The 16,610-nt window shown below is 63.2% G+C and carries 15 protein-coding genes; 8 read left to right on the forward strand and 7 right to left on the reverse strand.

What is annotated here, in order from left to right; genetic code table 11:
• Nucleotides 1-49: 49 nt before the first annotated feature.
• The 5 genes from VR71_RS13780 (at nucleotide 50) to VR71_RS13800 (ending at nucleotide 4,663) form a co-directional block, all read left to right on the forward strand.
• Complete coding sequence (locus VR71_RS13780; RefSeq protein ID WP_045684840.1) at nucleotides 50-1,114, forward strand: Hint domain-containing protein; 1,065 nt, start codon at nucleotides 50-52, stop codon at nucleotides 1,112-1,114.
• Between the two features lie 204 nt (nucleotides 1,115-1,318).
• Nucleotides 1,319-1,939 (forward strand): 30S ribosomal protein S4, encoded by a 621-nt coding sequence (gene rpsD, locus VR71_RS13785; RefSeq protein ID WP_009817659.1) that lies wholly within the window; start codon nucleotides 1,319-1,321, stop codon nucleotides 1,937-1,939.
• Nucleotides 1,940-2,055: 116 nt separating this feature from the next.
• On the forward strand, nucleotides 2,056-3,138 hold the full coding sequence (hisC, locus tag VR71_RS13790; protein WP_045684993.1) for a histidinol-phosphate transaminase: 1,083 nt from the start codon (nucleotides 2,056-2,058) through the stop codon (nucleotides 3,136-3,138).
• A complete protein-coding gene (locus VR71_RS13795) occupies nucleotides 3,138-4,055 on the forward strand; it encodes a prephenate/arogenate dehydrogenase family protein (protein ID WP_045684842.1) in 918 nt (305 codons plus the stop codon). The genes hisC and VR71_RS13795 overlap by 1 nt, the downstream gene beginning before the upstream one ends.
• Nucleotides 4,052-4,663 carry an extensin family protein gene (locus tag VR71_RS13800; protein WP_045684845.1) on the forward strand — a complete coding sequence of 204 codons (612 nt, stop codon included), beginning with the start codon at nucleotides 4,052-4,054 and terminating at the stop codon, nucleotides 4,661-4,663. Before VR71_RS13795 ends, VR71_RS13800 begins: the two co-directional genes overlap by 4 nt.
• Before the next feature lie 3 nt (nucleotides 4,664-4,666).
• Here VR71_RS13800 and VR71_RS13805 read toward each other — a convergent pair whose 3' ends face one another.
• The 7 genes from VR71_RS13805 to VR71_RS13835 all read right to left on the reverse strand — a co-directional run bounded on the left by VR71_RS13805 (nucleotide 4,667) and on the right by VR71_RS13835 (nucleotide 14,325).
• Nucleotides 4,667-5,428, reverse strand: a complete 762-nt coding sequence (locus VR71_RS13805) for an SDR family NAD(P)-dependent oxidoreductase (RefSeq protein ID WP_045684847.1) — start codon at nucleotides 5,426-5,428, stop codon at nucleotides 4,667-4,669.
• Nucleotides 5,425-7,002, reverse strand: a complete 1,578-nt coding sequence (locus VR71_RS13810) for a GMC family oxidoreductase (RefSeq protein ID WP_045684849.1) — start codon at nucleotides 7,000-7,002, stop codon at nucleotides 5,425-5,427. The genes VR71_RS13805 and VR71_RS13810 overlap by 4 nt, the downstream gene beginning before the upstream one ends.
• Nucleotides 6,999-8,996, reverse strand: coding sequence for an acyltransferase family protein (locus VR71_RS13815; protein ID WP_045684853.1), 1,998 nt, complete (start codon nucleotides 8,994-8,996; stop codon nucleotides 6,999-7,001). Before VR71_RS13815 ends, VR71_RS13810 begins: the two co-directional genes overlap by 4 nt.
• Complete coding sequence (locus tag VR71_RS13820; protein WP_045684856.1) at nucleotides 8,993-10,282, reverse strand: glycosyltransferase family 4 protein; 1,290 nt, start codon at nucleotides 10,280-10,282, stop codon at nucleotides 8,993-8,995. The genes VR71_RS13815 and VR71_RS13820 overlap by 4 nt, the downstream gene beginning before the upstream one ends.
• A gap of 10 nt (nucleotides 10,283-10,292) precedes the next feature.
• Nucleotides 10,293-11,687, reverse strand: coding sequence for a membrane protein (locus VR71_RS13825; protein WP_045684858.1), 1,395 nt, complete (start codon nucleotides 11,685-11,687; stop codon nucleotides 10,293-10,295).
• Between the two features lie 224 nt (nucleotides 11,688-11,911).
• Entirely contained in the window at nucleotides 11,912-12,601 is a 690-nt protein-coding gene (locus tag VR71_RS13830) for a sugar transferase (RefSeq protein ID WP_045684860.1), read from the reverse strand.
• An 857-nt stretch (nucleotides 12,602-13,458) separates the two neighbouring features.
• Entirely contained in the window at nucleotides 13,459-14,325 is an 867-nt protein-coding gene (locus VR71_RS13835; RefSeq protein ID WP_045684863.1) for a branched-chain amino acid aminotransferase, read from the reverse strand.
• A 166-nt stretch (nucleotides 14,326-14,491) separates the two neighbouring features.
• Between VR71_RS13835 and VR71_RS13840 the strand changes: the two genes are divergently transcribed.
• From VR71_RS13840 to VR71_RS13850, 3 genes are all read left to right on the forward strand, one after another.
• Nucleotides 14,492-14,989, forward strand: coding sequence for a MarR family transcriptional regulator (locus tag VR71_RS13840; RefSeq protein WP_009817648.1), 498 nt, complete (start codon nucleotides 14,492-14,494; stop codon nucleotides 14,987-14,989).
• On the forward strand, nucleotides 14,986-15,687 hold the full coding sequence (locus VR71_RS13845) for a response regulator (RefSeq protein ID WP_009817647.1): 702 nt from the start codon (nucleotides 14,986-14,988) through the stop codon (nucleotides 15,685-15,687). Before VR71_RS13840 ends, VR71_RS13845 begins: the two co-directional genes overlap by 4 nt.
• Nucleotides 15,688-15,846: 159 nt before the next feature.
• Entirely contained in the window at nucleotides 15,847-16,353 is a 507-nt protein-coding gene (locus tag VR71_RS13850) for a hypothetical protein (RefSeq protein WP_296430418.1), read from the forward strand.
• Nucleotides 16,354-16,610 lie beyond the last annotated feature (257 nt).

Below are 16,610 nucleotides of genomic sequence, written 5' to 3' on the forward strand. Positions count from 1 at the left end.
TAATAAAAACGCGATAAAAAAAGAAACGAAGAGGCAGGCAGTCAGAGTTATGGGGACGGGCTTTAGAGGCACGTTCGTCATCTCCTGGTCGCAAACGGAATTGGATGGGGTATCGGCTGCGCCAGTGCAGTCGCTTTCGGTGGGACACACGTGGTCCTGGCGGGGCGATGCAGTGCGTGTCGATGGGCCGAACGAGCTGTTGCGGCTTGATATGGCGGAAGGGGAAACCGTGAACCGCAAACGTGCGGCACGGATGGTGCGGCGCCTGGTGGGCGCCGCGTTGAGCAACACACGCGACTTGGCCCAAGGGGACATGGACGAGCCGCTGATGGATCTGGGCTTTGTCATCACCGATGGCACGCGCAGCTATACCGTGACGGTCATCGAAGTGGGGATCGGGGCGCCGCCCTTGTTGATGTTCCACGATGATATTCCACCGCGCGAACGGGATATGTGGGTCGTGCATCACTCGCTTGAGGGGATGCGCGGGGCCTCGACCGGACCGGCCTCGGGCGGTGTTATCTGTTTCACTCCCGGCACGCGGATCGAGACCCCAGAAGGCCCGCGTCTGGTTGAGGAATTGCGCGAGGGCGACCATGTGCAGACCCGCGACAACGGGGCCGAACAGATCCAATGGATCGGCAGTCGCCGGATGACAGGTGCGCGCCTGTTTGCGATGCCGCGCCTCAGACCGATCCGGCTTCGAGCCGGCGCGCTTGGCATGGGGCGTCCCGATGCGGAATTGCTGGTCAGCCCCGAGCACCGGATGCTGGTGCGGGGCGACGTCGCGCGCGCGCTCTTCAATACGCCCGAGGTTTTGGTGATGGCGCGCGATCTGGTCAATAATGACACGGTGACGGTCGATCTGGGATCACGCGAGGTGACCTATATTCACCTGCTCTTGCCGCACCATCAGATCATCTGGGCTAATGGCGTCGAGACCGAGAGCTTTCATCCCGCAAGCGCGGCGCTTTCGACACTTGACGATGCGGACCGGGCGCGGCTCTTGGCGATCAACCCCAATCTGGAATATGAGCCGAATCTCTACGGCGGCTTTGCCCGACGGTGCCTGAATGGATCAGAGGCCGCGATTCTTGCGCATGAGGCCGCCTGAGAAGCGGGGGACGTATCGGGAACGTCCCCGACACAATGCAGGCCAGATGACGGCGCGGGGTAGTGGTTGACAGTGCCCCCGCAGCCTGTATAAGCGCGGCTTCATTGGTGTTGGTGGACCTCGCAAGAGGAAGCCTGTCGGCCGACCGGAAAGTGCCGGGACGCAGAGGACAACGCCCTTCGCTATATATGAAGGAGATCAGCCGTGACAAAACGCACGTCTGCCAAGTACAAAATTGACCGCCGGATGGGTGAAAACATCTGGGGCCGTCCGAAATCCCCCGTCAACCGTCGTGAATATGGCCCCGGCCAGCATGGTCAGCGCCGCAAGGGTAAAGTCTCTGACTTTGGTCTGCAGCTGCGCGCCAAGCAGAAGCTGAAGGGCTATTACGGCGATTTGACCGAAAAGCAATTCCGCCGCATCTTTGCCGAAGCCGAGCGTATCAAGGGTGATACCGGCGAGACGTTGATCGGTCTGTTGGAGCGCCGTCTGGACGCGGTCGTTTACCGCGCCAAGTTCGTCGCAACCATGTTCGCCGCCCGTCAGTTCGTGAACCACGGCCATGTGACCGTGAACGGCAACCGCGTGAACATCCCCTCTTACCGTGTTAAAGAGGGTGATGTGATCGAAGTGCGGGACCGTTCCAAGCAGATCGCAGTTCTTCTCGAGGCCGTGCAATTGGCCGAGCGGGACGTGCCCGATTACATTGACGCGGATCATTCGAAGATGAAGGCCACCTTTGTCCGTCAGCCCGGCCTGTCGGATGTGCCCTATCCGGTGATTATGGAACCGAACCTCGTGATCGAATTCTACGCGCAGAACTAAGCGTTCTGAAATGCAGCGAAGAGGCCGCGACGGGGAACCGCCGCGGCCTTTTCCTTTTGGTGCTGGTCAAGCCGGGGCACCAAAGCTAGAACCTCATGCGACACACGGGGAATGACATGACCAAGATCACGCCACAGCCGGGCATCATGGAAATCGCGCTCTACAGGAGTGGCGAGGCCGTGATTGCGGGCAAATCCGAGATCCTGAAACTCTCGGCCAATGAGAGCCCCTATGGCCCCTCGGACAAGGCCAAGGCTGCCTTTGCGCGCTCTGCGGCGACGCTGCACCGCTACCCCGGCACCGACCATGCCGACTTGCGCGGAGCCATTGCTGAGGTGCATGGGCTGGACCCCGAGCGCGTGATCTGTGGCGTGGGGTCGGATGAGGTATTGCAGTTCGTGGCGCAGGCCTATGCCGGGGCGGGGGACGAGGTGATCCACACGGAGCACGGCTTTGCCATGTATCCGATTCTGGCCCATGCGGTCGGCGCCACGCCGGTCTGTGTGGCCGAGCGTGACCGCATGGTGGATGTGGATGCGATTCTGGGTGCCTGCACGCCCCGGACTCGGATCGTGTTTATCGCCAACCCCGGCAATCCGACCGGCACCATTCTGCCCGAGGCGGAAGTGGCGCGGTTGGCGGATGGCGTGCCCGTGGGGGCCATTCTGGTGCTTGACGGGGCCTATACCGAGTTTGCCAAAGGCTATGACGGCGGTGTCGCACTGGTCGAGGCGCGCGACAATGTCATCATGACGCGCACCTTTTCCAAGGCTTATGGTCTGGGTGGGCTGCGGATCGGCTGGGGCTATGCGCAGAGCGCGATGATCGAGGTGCTGAACCGCATTCGCCAGCCTTTCAACCTCTCGCCCACGCAACTCGCCACCGCAGAGGCGGCGGTGCGGGATCAGGACTGGCTCAGCAAGGTGGTGAGCGACACGATGCGCAACCGCGCATGGTTGACCGAGGCCCTGCGCGAGACCGGCGTCGCGGTTGACGAGAGCCATGCCAATTTCGTGCTGGCGCGGTTTGCCTCGGATGACGAGGCCGCGGACTGTGATGCAGCGTTGCGCGCCGATGGGATCATCGTGCGCCGGGTGGGCGGCTATGGCTTTCCCGAAGGGTTGCGGATCACGGTGGGCGAGGAATCCGCCTGTCGCCGGGTCGCGCATGTGATCGGACAGTTCAAGGGGGTCCGGTGATGGCGCAGATCTATGACCGGGTGGCGCTGATCGGGCTGGGGCTGATTGCAAGTTCGATGTTCTGGGCGATGAAACGCGCGGGCGTGGCCGGAGAGGTGACGGGCTATGCGCGCTCATCTGACACGCGGGATGTGGCGCGCGAGATCGGCCTCTGTGATCGGGTGTGCGATAGCGCGGCTGAGGCGGCAGAGGGGGCCGATCTGGTGGTGCTCTGCGTGCCGGTGGGCGCGATGGGGGCGGTTGCCGCCGAGATCGCGGGCGCGCTCAAGCCCGGCGCCACGGTCAGCGATGTGGGATCGGTCAAGAAGGCCGTGATCGAAGCGGTCGGGCCGCAACTGCCCGAGGGGGTGCATTTCGTCCCCGCGCATCCGCTGGCGGGAACCGAACATTCGGGGCCACGTTCGGGCTTTGCCGAGCTTTTTGACAATCGTTGGTGTCTGATTGTGCCGCAGGAAGGCAGCGACCGGGCGGCGGTAGAACGGTTAGAGCGGTTCTGGCAGGCGCTTGGGTCGAACACCGATGAGATGGATGCCGAACATCACGATCTGGTGTTGGCGGTGACAAGCCATGCGCCGCACCTGATCGCCTATACGATGGTCGGCGTGGCCGACGATCTGCGCCGGGTCACCGACAGCGAGGTGATCAAGTATTCCGCCGCCGGGTTTCGGGATTTCACCCGGATTGCCGCGAGCGATCCAACCATGTGGCGCGATGTGTTTCTCAACAACAAGGAGGCGACATTGGAAATTCTGGGCCGCTTTACCGAGGAGCTCTTTGCGCTGCAACGCGCCATTCGCATCGGCGACGGGGAGCATCTGCACGCCTATTTCACCCGCACGCGCGCGATACGGCGGGGCATCATCGAGGCTGGGCAGGACACCGCCGCGCCGGATTTTGGACGGGCGACGAAGGCATGAGGCGCGCCGTTATGGGCATGGCGATGGGGCTGAGCCTGATCGCCTCGGGCTGCGGTCGCAGCGACAATGACGAGGTCAGCCGGGGCGGCGGGATTTGCGGTGATCCGGGGCTGGTGGGATCGGTTTCGGGGTTTCAGCATCACGAGGTGAATGGCTGTGGCGTGGACCGTGCGGTGCGGCTTGAATCTGTGCATGGCGTGCGGTTGAGCCAGGCCGCGACGCTGGATTGCCCGACGGCGCGTGCGCTCGGGAATTGGGTGAAGCGCAGTGCCAAGCCTGCCGTGGGGCGCATGGGGGGCGGTTTGACGGGGCTACAGGTTCCCGCGCATTACGTCTGCCGCACGCGCAACAGCCAGCCCGGTGCGCGCATCTCTGAGCATGGACGCGGCAAGGCAATCGACATTTCGGCGTTGAAGTTGAAGGATGGCTCGGAAATCTCGGTGCTGCGGGATTGGAATAGCGGGCACAAGGGGCGCATTCTCAAGCGCGTTCATGGCGAGGCCTGTGGGACATTCGGCACCGTGCTGGGGCCAAATTCGGACCGGCACCATCAGGACCATCTGCATTTCGACACCGCCAAACACGGCAACGGACCCTATTGCCGCTAGCTGTCAGGCTGGGATCACGCGCGGGGTGCGGCGGCGCAACAGGAGCGCATCCTTGATCCGGCCCTTGAGGCCACGCGGCGGCAGGATTTCGCGGTCGCGCTCGAACACAGCACCATTGAGGGCTGGATCGTGCCATAGCGCGAGCGCCGCCCCCCACCGCGCCGCCTGCGCCGGGTCAAGCCCATGAGGCACGCCCATGCGGGTGGCAAGCATGCCCGGCATCCAGTCGGTCAGCACAATGTCCGGAAAGCGGTCGGCGAGATCAGCCAGAAGCGCGCGCGTGAGGATGCGCCCTGCCCCTTTGGATACCGCATAGGCCGAGGAGGCGGGCAAGGGGGCCAGATCGGCGAAGGTCGAGACAGTGAGGATACGGCCAAAACCGGTCTCGACCATGCTGCCCAGTGCAAGCCGCGTGCAGGCCACTGTACCACCGAGATTGATCGCCATGGTTTCGGCGAAGCTCTCGGGTGTTTCATCGAGAAAATCGCGGCGTGGATAGATGGCGGCGTTGTTGATCAGCAGCGTCACCGGCGCGGTTTGGGTGATCTGAGCAAAGGCCGCGCGTAGGGATTGAGGGTCTGCGACATCGGCAGTGACGGGCGTGATCCGACCCGTGGGGTCCAGAGCGGCGGTCTCGGCGATTCCCTCGGGCGCACGGCCAAGGGCCACCACGCGCTGTCCCCGCGCCGCGAGTTCCACTGCGAGCGCGCGCCCCAGCCCACCGCCTGCGCCAGTGACAACTGCGATACCGTCCGAGAGCCTCATGTCGTGGCCTTTCTGCGGCGAGCGATCACCTCGGCCACGCGCAGCGCATTGGCAGCGATGGTGAGGCTCGGGTTGACGCCCATCGACGAGGGCATGAAGGAGGCATCCGCGACAAAGAGATTGTCCAGCCCATGCGCCCGGCACTCGGGGTCGAGCACGCTGGTCGCGGGATCGGTGCCGAACCGCAGCGTGCCGCAGGGGTGGCCAAAGTTCAACTCTGGCGTATGGGTCAGGAACAGTCGCCGATGCCCGCGCAGCCCCGCTCGGATGGCGCGGCGAAAGGCGCGGCGGCGGTTCAGGAGTTCGGAGTGGAGCGTGTAGGTAATGTCGATGGCATCGGGGGCTGTGCAGTCATAGGTGACGCGGTTCTCAGAGTATCCCAGATCCTCCATCAGCCCGACAAAGACCTGCGCCCGCCCCAATATGCGCGCCGCAAGGGCCGCAGGCAGGCGGGTGAGGTGGCGTAGGGGTCGGAGGTGACGCAGGGCGGAGCGGTCGAACATGCCGTTCAGCGTATGCACGATCGCGCCGTAACCTGCCGCGATGCCCATCGCCTGCACGGTGCCGAAGCGCTGCCCGTCGCGGTGGTAGAAATCGCGAAGCGAGATGGCCTTGCCCGGGCCATCCTCAGCCGTGCCGCGCGGCGGCCAGAGGGCGAAAATCTCGTTGAGGTGGAACATAAGGTTGCACCCCACGAGGCCGGAGCCATTGGCGCAGCCGTCGGGCCAGACCTCAGACGCGGAGGCCAAGAGCAGGCGGGGCGAGCCGAGCGCACCTGCGGCGAGCACGATCTGGGGCGCGGTGAGCGTGAAGGTTTCGCCGTCGCGCGCAACCTCGATATGGGTGATGCTGTGGGACGTACCGCAGAGGCGGCGCACCTCGGCACGGTCGAGAAGGGCGGCATTGCCGGTGGCAAGCGCCGGGTCCACCCCGGCAGAGCGACCATCCATCTTGCAGGGTTTGGGGCATTTGACGCCCAGGCACTCATGGCACCCCGGCAGATAGCGGATCGCGGCGTGCAGGCGGTAGGGGTGTAGCCCCACCGATTGCAGACTGCGCATGAGAGCGGCATCCACAGCCGAGAGTGGCGGCGCGGGCCGTAGGAAGGGGGCGGGCTCCGGCGAGAGCGGATCGGGGTCACCACAGATATGCAGGAGGTCTTCGGCCTCTGCATACCAGTCGCGCATCGCGTCAAAGCCCACGGGCCAACCGCCGGTGGGATGCGGGCGGGTCTCTGTCGCCTCAAGATCGTGGCGCTCGGGGCGTTCCAGCGTGGCGGCATAAAACACCGACGATCCGCCCACCCCGGCCCCGATGGGACCAAAGAATTCCGACGCGCGGCCATTGATCTGCGCGCGGATCGGGCCGGGCCAATAGCCGCGCAACTGTCGGGCGGTGGGATCGAACATTTCGGGATTGAGCCCCTGACGCTCGGATCGGTGGCCGGATGGGCCTTTCTCGATGAAGAGCACCTTGAGGCCCCGCTCGGCCAGCCTGCGTCCGATGAGGCCGCCGCCCATGCCGGTGCCGATGACGATCACGTCCCACTGGGAATTGCGGATCTCGGCGGTCATTGCGGGGCCTCGAAGACGGGGGCGAAGAGATCGCTGAGGGCGATGGCGGCGCGGTTGGTGAGGTGGTTGTTGTCGAAGTAAAGCGCTTGGCCGTCCTGCATCACGTCACAGGTGCTGGCATCGCAGAGGTGCTGCCACGGGTCTATGAGGGTGATCGCGCCGGAGTGGGCCAAGGCCATCAGCGGCGCCTCGGCATGGGCGGCGCGGGCAAGCGCCAGATCTCGGGGCACGCTGAGGCGGGTCGTGTCCTCGGGGCTCATGCGGCCATGCACCAGCGCACGGGCCACGGCGCGGGAATCGTAATCTGGCACCTCAGGCGGTTGGCGCAGGATGTAGATGCGGGGGAATTGCGGGGCGAGTTCGGCAATGGTGCGGGTGAGGGTCGCGTTGAAAAGCGTGTGTTGCGGCCCTTGGGGCAAGAGGCTGTCGGGCAGAGGCGCGAGGGTGATGCGATTGTGGGCGTCCAGCCCCACGCCCTGCCCTTCGGTGTAATAGGACCAGCGGCCGACGAGGAGGAGCGTGTGCAGGCTGTCTAATTGGGCAATGCCATCGCGGATGGTTTGATTGGCGCGGGTGCAGGCGGCATCCTGCGCCGGGGTGACGGCGGTTTCGGCCTTAGCCACGTCAAAGAGCGGCGGGCAGCCCGCGTGCCAGAGGATCAGCGCGGGGCGGTTCGCGGCGTGGGCGGCGGTCTCCAGCCCTTCCTTGATGGCGCGCAGGTGGCTGTCGCCCCAGATCAGCACCTCGGGCGCACCATCGGGGCCGATGGGACAGGTTTCCACCCCGGCAAGGGGGCCGGTGGTGGGGACGGTGCAGCGCGACCAGTCCTGATTGAAATCACCGGAGGCGGCGATATGGGTGCGCAATTCGGGGGCAAAGCGGGCGGGCAAGCCATCGCCGCGCCAAAGCAACAGGCCGACGGCCAGCAGCGCCAGTGAGGCCAGCGCTGTGCCCGAGACGAGCGCGCGGGTGCCGGCCTGTGTCTGGCGCACCGGGCGTTCGATATAGCGCCATGAGAGGGTGGAAAGGGCAAAGGCGAGGGTAAGCCAAGCCCCAGCCTCGACGGGGCCAGAGTAGCCATCGCGCCAGTAGGAGGAGAGCACGAAGACCGGCCAATGCCAGAGGTAGAGCGAATAGGAGATAAGGCCGATGAACACCGGCGCGGGGCGGGTCAAGGCGCGGTTGACGGGGTTGGCATCGCGTCCATTCATCAGGATCAGGAGCGTGCCTGCGACGGGCAGGATCGTCTGCCAGCCGGGAAATCCCTCGGCGCCGATCAGGGACACGGCGGTGAGGATCAGCGCCAGACCGGCCCATGAGAGCGCCGGGTGGAGGGCAAAGCGCCAGCCCCGTTCCTGCCCCGCAATGGCGAGAAGAACGCCTGCCAAAAGCTCCCACGCGCGGAAGGGGAAGAGGTAAAAGGCGCCTGAGGGCGAGCGGGGCGTGAGCCAGAGGCAGGCGGCGAACGAGAGCGCGGCGAGGGTCGCAAGGATCACCGGCAGCGTGGGCCGCCAGCGGGCGAGGGTGAGCAAAAGGAAGGGCAGGACGATGTAGAACTGTTCCTCGACCGCCAGCGACCATGTGTGCAAGAGCGGCTTTTCCTCGGATATGCCGTCGAAATACCCGGCTTCGCGGTAGAAATGGATATTCGAGAGATAGACCGTGGCGGCGATGAGGGATTTGCCGAATTCGCGGAATTCGAACGGCAAGAGGATGAGCCAGCCCATGATCAGCGTCGCCGCCGCCATGGCGAAATAGGCGGGGGCCAAGCGGCGCAGACGGCGCAGGTAGAACCGGGCAAGGCGGATGCGCCCGGTTTCGCGCAGGTCCGTCCAGAGGATGCCACCGATCAGAAAGCCGGAAATCACAAAGAAGATATCCACCCCGACAAAGCCGCCGGGGATGCCGGGCAGCCCGAAGTGGTAGAGCACGACCGACAGCACCGCGATGGCGCGCAGACCGTCGATTTCGGGGCGATAGGCGGCGGCGCTCATGCGGCAAAGACCTCTGGCAGCGGGGTCTTGGCCAGCAGGGCGTCATAGACGGTGCGGACCTGCCGCGCCTTGGCGGCCCAAGTGGCGTGCTCCAGCACCCAATCGCGGCCCGCCTGCCCCATGGCGGCCAATGTGGCGCGGTCTTGGGAGAGCGCATCCAGCGCCGTAGCAAAGCCTGCGATGATCTCGGTCCGGCTGCCCAAGGGCACCTTGACCCCGCGCGATGCTGTGACCAATTCGCCGGGGCCTGCGTAATCGACGATGAGCGGCGGCACGCCCAAGGCCATCGCCTCGAGCACCACGCCGCCGCCGAATTCACGGATCGAGGGGAAGGCGAAGAGGTGGCAGGTGGCCAGCACATCCTGCACACGGGCATGGTCCAACCAGCCGTGAAAGGTGATGTGCCCGGCCACGCCCAAGGCTTCGGCCTGCGCGCGCAGGGTGGGCATCATCGGCCCGTCGCCCACCAGATCAAGATGCAGACGCCCGGCGCGCAGGAGGGGCGCTGCGGCCTCGATCAGCATGTCCGGGCCTTTGTAGGGCACCAACCGCCCGACGAAGGCCGCATGCAGGGGACCATCCGGCGCAGGCGTGGCGATGTGGGAAAAGCGGATGGGATCAATCGCGTTTTCGGGCAGATAGACGGTTTTGGCGCGGGCAAAGCTGGGCATTTCGCCTTGGGTGTGGCGCGAGCCTGCGAGGATGGCAGCGGCGTGGCGCAGGGTTGCGGTGCGGCCCGGCAGTGCCTTGTAGGCGCTGCGCAGGTAGCTGAGATATTCGCGCTCGCGCCGCCGCTCGGCGTCAAAGCCTGCGGGCCACGGCACGCCGCCATTCAGCGGCCCAAGCACAAAGGGGACGCCCGCGCGGGCGCATTTGCCCGCCAGCGACGAGGAAATCGTCGGGCTGAGCGGGGTGATGCGGTGGACGATGTCATAGCACCCGGAGCGGATGGCATCGCCAAACTGTCGCCACACAAGGTGCTCGAACCACGGATAGCTCATGGCGTTGATCAGTTGCAGCGTCGTCCAGCCCCTGCCCTGCCCCATGCGCAGCCGCTCGCCAAGCGCCCAGAGGGGGCGGGCAATCGCCTCGGAATCGATGGCGGTGAAGTCCTGCCCCTCGATCAGCCCCGCGCGCAGGAATGCGTCGCGGTTGCGAACCTGCGTGACGATATGCACCTCGGCCACCTCGCGCAGCGCGGTGGCCAGAGACCAGCCCACCAGCGGCACGCTGACCCATTCGGGATTGGCGGCCTCGGCAATGGCCAGCACGCGGGGGCGGGTCATCAGGGGTGTCTCACATGATCGGGCGCCAGCCCAGCGGGCGGCGGCGAGCTGTCACGGGGTGCTGGTGGCGCGCCGCCTCGGCCAGCCCCAGCACCGCCCCGGCAAAAAGCCATGTCAGCGGCGTGAGCGTGGCATTGGGCAGCATGTCGATCAGATTGATCGCGAGCAAGAGCACCACTGGCCCGATCAGACGCACATGGGCGGCATTGCCCAGACGGCGGCTATAGTGCCACAGCATCAGGACAGGCAGGGTGATGAGACCGAATTCGGCCAGATAGCCGACCCAGCCGAAAATACCGATGAGGATGATCCAGCGCCCGTCCGTTACGGTCTCGATCACGCCGGTGACGGGATTGAGGATATGGTTGCGTCCCCAACTGCCCCAGCCAAACAGCGGCTTTTCAAGGGCGCGTTCCATCAGAATATCCTCGTTATCGAGGCGGAATCGCAGGGAATTGGCGCGTTCAGGGTCAACTTTGCCTGCCTGTTCGAGAATCCAGTCGACCGGGATCAATCCCGCCCCCTTGAGCACCGGATAGCTGATGGCCATCACGGCCATGACCCCTGCGATGCGGATTTGCATCCGAGTGGGCAGGAACAGCGCGAGTGGTGCCAGATAGACGCCATACATCAGCGAGCCCAGCGATTTACAGAGCACCAGAACGCCACCGAGATAGAGCGCCGCCAAGAGGTAGAAGACGCGGCGCCGCACATCCGCTTCGCGCGCGAGCGCGAGCGCGCAAGTCATCGCCATGACAGTGAAAAACGCGACCCAAAGACCATGATACATAAAGACGATGGGCCGGAACCCGCCCGAGCGCATCATCTGCTCAAAACTGTGCTGGAAATAGCCATAGATCCAGATGTTGAGCTGTGGCGAGAGCCGGACTTCAAGCAGCATGGGCAGGGAATAGATCAGCCCGCCCAGCATCAGGGCCATCACCAGTTCGCGAAGCCCCTCTGGCGTGGCCAGATGCTGCCGCGCGAGGAGAAATGGCAAGAGTAGGATGAATTGCAAGAGGACGAGCGCCACCATATCCTTGAGCCCCAGCGAAGGCAGGCCGATGCGCCCATAGAACACCGGGTCGCCATTGGTGAGGACCGTGGCCACGGGGCTGAGGACAAAGAGTGCGACGAGGACACGCCCCGGCAAGCTCTGCGGCAGGAGCGGCACACGGCGGCCCGCGTGAATGAGGCAAATGACAAAGGTGGCAAGGCTGGGCAGCGATTCCTTGGTCAAGGGCGGCATCAGGGGGAAATCAAAGGCGGCGGGCGGCGGCGGCAGGACCATATAGGCGCCCAGGAGCGACCAGATCAAAGCGCGCTCGATCGGCCACCACCGGAACATCGCCAGCGTGATCAGCGGCCAAGCCGCAAGCATCAGATAGGCCGTAGCATTGGGCATGACGCGCCGGGCACCTCGTTGACTGTTTCGCCGGTCTTGCCGCAGAGTGCGGCACGACCCTCAGGGGCCGCCTAGCAGGGCCAGCCTAAGTGCCAAAGCCCATGAATTTCAACAATTTCGCGATTTTACGACGGGATTTTGGCCGCGAGGTGCATCAATGCGCCAGTCCGGGGCCAATTGTCCCGCGCGAGAGCAGTTCCCGCGCGGGCAATCGGTGCAGTCGCTTAACAGCCGGTGCCGGTGAGAACCACGCGGAAGGTGCAAGCCATGACGCGCAGGTCAGTCCAGAGCGACAACTCGGTCAGATACTTTGTATCAAATTGCGCGCGGGCAGCAAAACTGCTCTCGTTGCGCACGGAAATCTGCCAGTAGCCCGTGATGCCAGGGCGCAGGGCATAGTAGCCGCGACCGGGATAGAGCGCCTTTTGGCAGGGCATCATCGGGCGCGGGCCGACGATGGACATATCGCCAATCAGCACGTTCCACAGTTGCGGCAACTCATCAAACGATGTCTTGCGGATTAGCCGACCGATCCGGGTGATCCGCGGGTCGTGACGTAGTTTCTGATGTTGGTCCCACTCCAAACGACGCGCAGGATTGGCTGCGAGGTAGCTCTCGAGGAGCGCGTCGGCGTTGACGACCATGCTGCGGAGTTTCCACATCCGGAAGATTCGTCCATTCTTGCCAACACGGTCTTGGGCGTAGAACGGCGGCGCCCCATCACGGGCGATGAGAACCGCCAAAATCGCCACGATAATCAGCACGGGTGGTGCGACGATCAGAACAATAGCGACGTCCAAAACACCCTTGAAAATGACCGAATAGATCTGAGATCGTTTCGGTGTGATCGAAGAACTTTGAATAAAGTCCGCGTCCTTCTGGCGCAATGGCACCGGAACTGTTTGAAACGACATGGCAGCACTCCCCAGAAGCTCTAAACCCAACTAACCGTTTAAACGTCACACATGAGCCCGTTATTTTTCAGTTCGCCGCATCGAGTGACAAACCAGTCTCAAATATGCCCGAAATGTGGCACAACTCGTGCAACATTTCGGCATGCTCGGATACACGTAATCCAACACACTATGCATATGACTTCGGTCAGGCTTACTCACCCCATGAAGATAACAGGCCAATGCCCCCACTGCCTGTCAGCCCAAGATTTTATAGGTATTAAGCTAACTTGATTGAAAATGCTCTCTTGTCTTGAGCAAGTCAATGACCTCAGGAAAATACAACCCTGACGTGTAATGCCCTTAGAGGGTAGCCTGTCGCTGATTGCAATCAGACCGTGAGTGTCCAAATTCTGCCGCAAAGACCCACGTCATCTTTCGTCACCTGTGGCCACTTTTGGCCACATTTTAACCACAAATCCAACCCTCCACTCTTGGCATCACACGAAGAGAACCAGGGCTCTTTCAGGCGCATTGTCCCGACACCCGAAACAACGCTTCGATATGAAGACGATTGCCATCCATCTCGGGCAAAATGCCGGACTCGGTCGCAGGGGAATATCGCGAGATGGGATACGACCTCGCCCCACTCGCGGGAAATGCGTCGGGAGCGGCCAGACGACGGGGGTCAAACAGAGCTCCGCCACAATTATGACACGTTTAAGGAGAGCGGCCTTGCCCGCTCGACGCGACGATCGCGGTGGCTACGCGTCATTTGCCACCGAATCACTCAAAGAATCGCCGGCCAGAGTCGCGCATTTGACAGAAAAATGCCGCCCGGCGGAACCGGACGGCGGATCATTGGGACTATGCGTAAATCAGGCGCGCACGAGCGCCTCATAGGCCTGAGAGACCTCTTGGGTCATCGCACCCACGTCGAACGTGTACGCCCCGATCTGACCCACAGGCGTCACCTCGGCGGCAGAGCCAGTGAGCCAGCACTGTTCGAACCCTTCAAGTTCCTCGGGCATGATGTGGCGTTCATGCACCTTGATCTGACGGTCCTTGAGCATGCCGATCACGGTCTGACGGGTGAGGCCGTTTAGGATCGCGTCGGGCAGCGGTGTGTGCACCTCGCCATCCTTGACGAAGAAGATGTTGGCCCCCGTCGCCTCGGCGACATAGCCGCGATAGTCGAGGAACATGGCATCCGAACAGCCCTTGGCCTCGGCGGCGTGTTTGGACATGGTGCAGATCATGTAGAGACCGGCGGCCTTGGCAGCGACGGGGATTGTCTCGGGGCTGGGGCGCTTCCATTTGGCGATGTCGAGCTTTGCGCCTTTCATCTTGGCATCCCCATAGTAATTGCCCCATTCCCACGCGGTCACAGCCATGCGAATTGGATTGCGCGCGGCGGCCACGCCCATGTCGAGGCCAGCACCGCGAAAGGCGACGACGCGCACATAGGCATTGGTTAACCCATTTGCGTCGAGGACCGCACGCTTGGCAGCTTCGATTTCATCCACCGTGTAGGGGATTGCCATATCCATGAGTTCGCCCGATTTCAGCAGGCGTTCGGAATGGGCGCGGCTCTTGAATACTTTGCCGTCATAGCAGCGCTCGCCTTCAAAGACCGAACTGGCATAATGGAGCGCATGTGTCAGGATATGCACATTGGCGTCGCGCCATTCCACAAGTTTGCCATCCATCCAGATTTTGCCGTCACGATCATCATAGCCAGACATTTTCTGCTTCCTCTTAGCATGGTTTGCATTTATTGCGCAAAATATGTCCACCTCGGACATAAAATTGCGCAAAAACTGACATTCGCTAGCAGTTTGATCTTGGAATGTCAACAAAGCTGACTTAATGTGAAATACAAGGCGCGTAGATTGTGAACGGAGCGTGGGCATGGCCGAAATGCATGGCGGCGAAAACCTGTTGTTTCTCACGGATGAGCAGTTGCGTCAGGGCATTGAGGCAATGTTTTTTGCCTATCGCGGGTTCACCGCCGATCCCGACCGCATTCTGGCAACGATGGCCTATGGCCGGGCGCATCATCGGGCGATTCATTTCATCGCCCGCAGCCCCGGAACCACGGTGAACAACCTTCTCGCAATCCTTGGTGTGACCAAGCAATCGCTCAACCGGGTGTTGCGGACGCTTATCGAGGACGGGCTGGTCGAGAGCCGCGTCGGCACCACCGACAAGCGCGAGCGTCACCTGACGCTGACTGAGTCTGGGGCCGCTCTGGAACGTAAACTGTCGGATGCACAGCGCGCACGGATGCGCGCCGCCTATCGCGCTGCCGGGCCACAGGCCGTTGCGGGATTTCGTCAAGTGCTTGAGGCAATGATGGAACCTGACCTGCGCCGCCGCTATCACGCCATTCGGGAGACTGACACATGACCGAGCCCGCCCCTCATCTGCTGATTGTCGATGACGACGAGCGTATTCGCGGCCTCTTGCGCAAATTTCTGATGCGGCATGGATTTCTGGTGTCGGTCGCGCGGGATGCGGGGCATGCCCGCCGGGTGCTGGCGGGGTTGGATTTCGACCTCATCGTGATGGATGTGATGATGCCGGGCGAGAGCGGGGTCGAGTTGACCCGCGCTCTGCGCGAGACGCATACGACACCCATCCTGCTGCTCACCGCCAAGGGCGAGACACCGGACCGGATCGAGGGGCTGGAGGCGGGGGCGGATGATTACCTGCCCAAACCGTTCGAGCCGAAGGAGTTGTTGCTCAGGATCAATGCAATCCTGCGGCGGATGCCCGAGCCGGAGCCGGAGCAGACACAACCTAAGATCGTGCATATGGGCCCCGTGCGCTATGATATCGAGCGCGCCGAATTGAGCCGTAGCGGTCTGCCGGTCCGTCTGACCGCCACCGAAGTGCAGTTGATGCGGATCTTTGCCGAGAACCTGCGCAAGCCGGTGAGCCGTACCAAGCTGGTTGAGGATTTGGGCCGTGATGGCGGACAGGCACAGGAGCGTGCGGTCGATGTGCAGATCACCCGGTTGCGCCGCAAGATCGAGAGCGACCCCAAGCAGCCGCGCTATCTGCAAACCGTGCGCGGAGAGGGCTATATGCTCGCGTGCGACTGAGGGGTGGGGCGCGCGACACATTCCGAAATCACGATGTTTGCACGCATAAGTGACTGGATGAAACCAAACAACCGTTGAGTGTGTGGCACCTGCGTGAAAGGCTCTGGCTGTTGGCACCGGCAACCGGGCAACAGAGGTATTTTCGCAGGAGAACCGCACATGATCTTTACCATGAAGGCAAGAGGCCTGGCCGCGCTGACCGCCACCGCTCTGATGCTGACAGGCGGGGCGATGGCCGCGCCCGTGGCTGTCACCGCCGTGATGGATCCGCAAGAGCAAATGCGTTTCGAGATGGGCGACGGCACGCCGCATTTCGTCCTCGCCGTGCGTCGCGAAGGCGTGTCCGAGGGCGAGGGTGTGCTGGCCGGGGCCAAGGTCACGGAATTCGGCTGGCATGACATTCAGCCGCCCTTGGGGGGCGATCCACGCGGCTATCTGCGGTTCGAGGCCGAGAACGGCGATGTGGCGATTATCAAGTTCACCGTGCGCGCGGTATTCATGAAAGGTGCGGACAAGCCCGCCTTGCATGATGACGGATTTTGGGAGTTGGTCAGCGGCACTGGACAATTCGCGGACAAGCGCGGGGTTGGCGCGCTCAAGATCGAACCGGCGGGCGATCCCAAGCGGCTTTTCTCCCTGACGGGCGAGATTGGCGAGAAGCCCTGAGCGAACAGAGGCGTAGGGGGCACGCCCCCCTCCGCCCCAAGGTGTTTTGGTCAAAGCTCGCCGGGGCCAAGTGGCCTTGCGGCACGTGACCCTCTTGATAGAGCGGCTGCGGCACTGTATCTGCGGTGCATGACACGGGTTTTCGACATGGATGATCGCGCGCGCCTGCCCTGGAGGTTTTTCGGGGCGATGTGCAGCATAACCGCGCGCCTATGAGGCGCGCCGCCTTTTCGTGACGTCTCTTAGCCAATCCAACC

This window comes from Roseovarius sp. BRH_c41, assembly GCF_000961715.1.
Classification (GTDB): Bacteria; Pseudomonadota; Alphaproteobacteria; order Rhodobacterales; family Rhodobacteraceae; genus Roseovarius.

Bases quoted from the DNA above. Each gene is read 5' to 3' on its own strand.
- VR71_RS13780 (WP_045684840.1), top strand. From the start codon at position 50: ATGGGGACGGGCTTTAGAGGCACGTTCGTCATCTCCTGGTCGCAAACG.
- hisC (WP_045684993.1), top strand. From the start codon at position 2,056: ATGACCAAGATCACGCCACAGCCGGGCATCATGGAAATCGCGCTCTAC.
- VR71_RS13795 (WP_045684842.1), top strand. From the start codon at position 3,138: ATGGCGCAGATCTATGACCGGGTGGCGCTGATCGGGCTGGGGCTGATT.
- VR71_RS13800 (WP_045684845.1), top strand. From the start codon at position 4,052: ATGAGGCGCGCCGTTATGGGCATGGCGATGGGGCTGAGCCTGATCGCC.
- VR71_RS13805 (WP_045684847.1), bottom strand. From the start codon at position 5,428: ATGAGGCTCTCGGACGGTATCGCAGTTGTCACTGGCGCAGGCGGTGGG.
- VR71_RS13810 (WP_045684849.1), bottom strand. From the start codon at position 7,002: ATGACCGCCGAGATCCGCAATTCCCAGTGGGACGTGATCGTCATCGGC.
- VR71_RS13815 (WP_045684853.1), bottom strand. From the start codon at position 8,996: ATGAGCGCCGCCGCCTATCGCCCCGAAATCGACGGTCTGCGCGCCATC.
- VR71_RS13820 (WP_045684856.1), bottom strand. From the start codon at position 10,282: ATGACCCGCCCCCGCGTGCTGGCCATTGCCGAGGCCGCCAATCCCGAA.
- VR71_RS13825 (WP_045684858.1), bottom strand. From the start codon at position 11,687: ATGCCCAATGCTACGGCCTATCTGATGCTTGCGGCTTGGCCGCTGATC.
- VR71_RS13830 (WP_045684860.1), bottom strand. From the start codon at position 12,601: ATGTCGTTTCAAACAGTTCCGGTGCCATTGCGCCAGAAGGACGCGGAC.
- VR71_RS13835 (WP_045684863.1), bottom strand. From the start codon at position 14,325: ATGTCTGGCTATGATGATCGTGACGGCAAAATCTGGATGGATGGCAAA.
- VR71_RS13840 (WP_009817648.1), top strand. From the start codon at position 14,492: ATGGCCGAAATGCATGGCGGCGAAAACCTGTTGTTTCTCACGGATGAG.
- VR71_RS13845 (WP_009817647.1), top strand. From the start codon at position 14,986: ATGACCGAGCCCGCCCCTCATCTGCTGATTGTCGATGACGACGAGCGT.
- VR71_RS13850 (WP_296430418.1), top strand. From the start codon at position 15,847: ATGATCTTTACCATGAAGGCAAGAGGCCTGGCCGCGCTGACCGCCACC.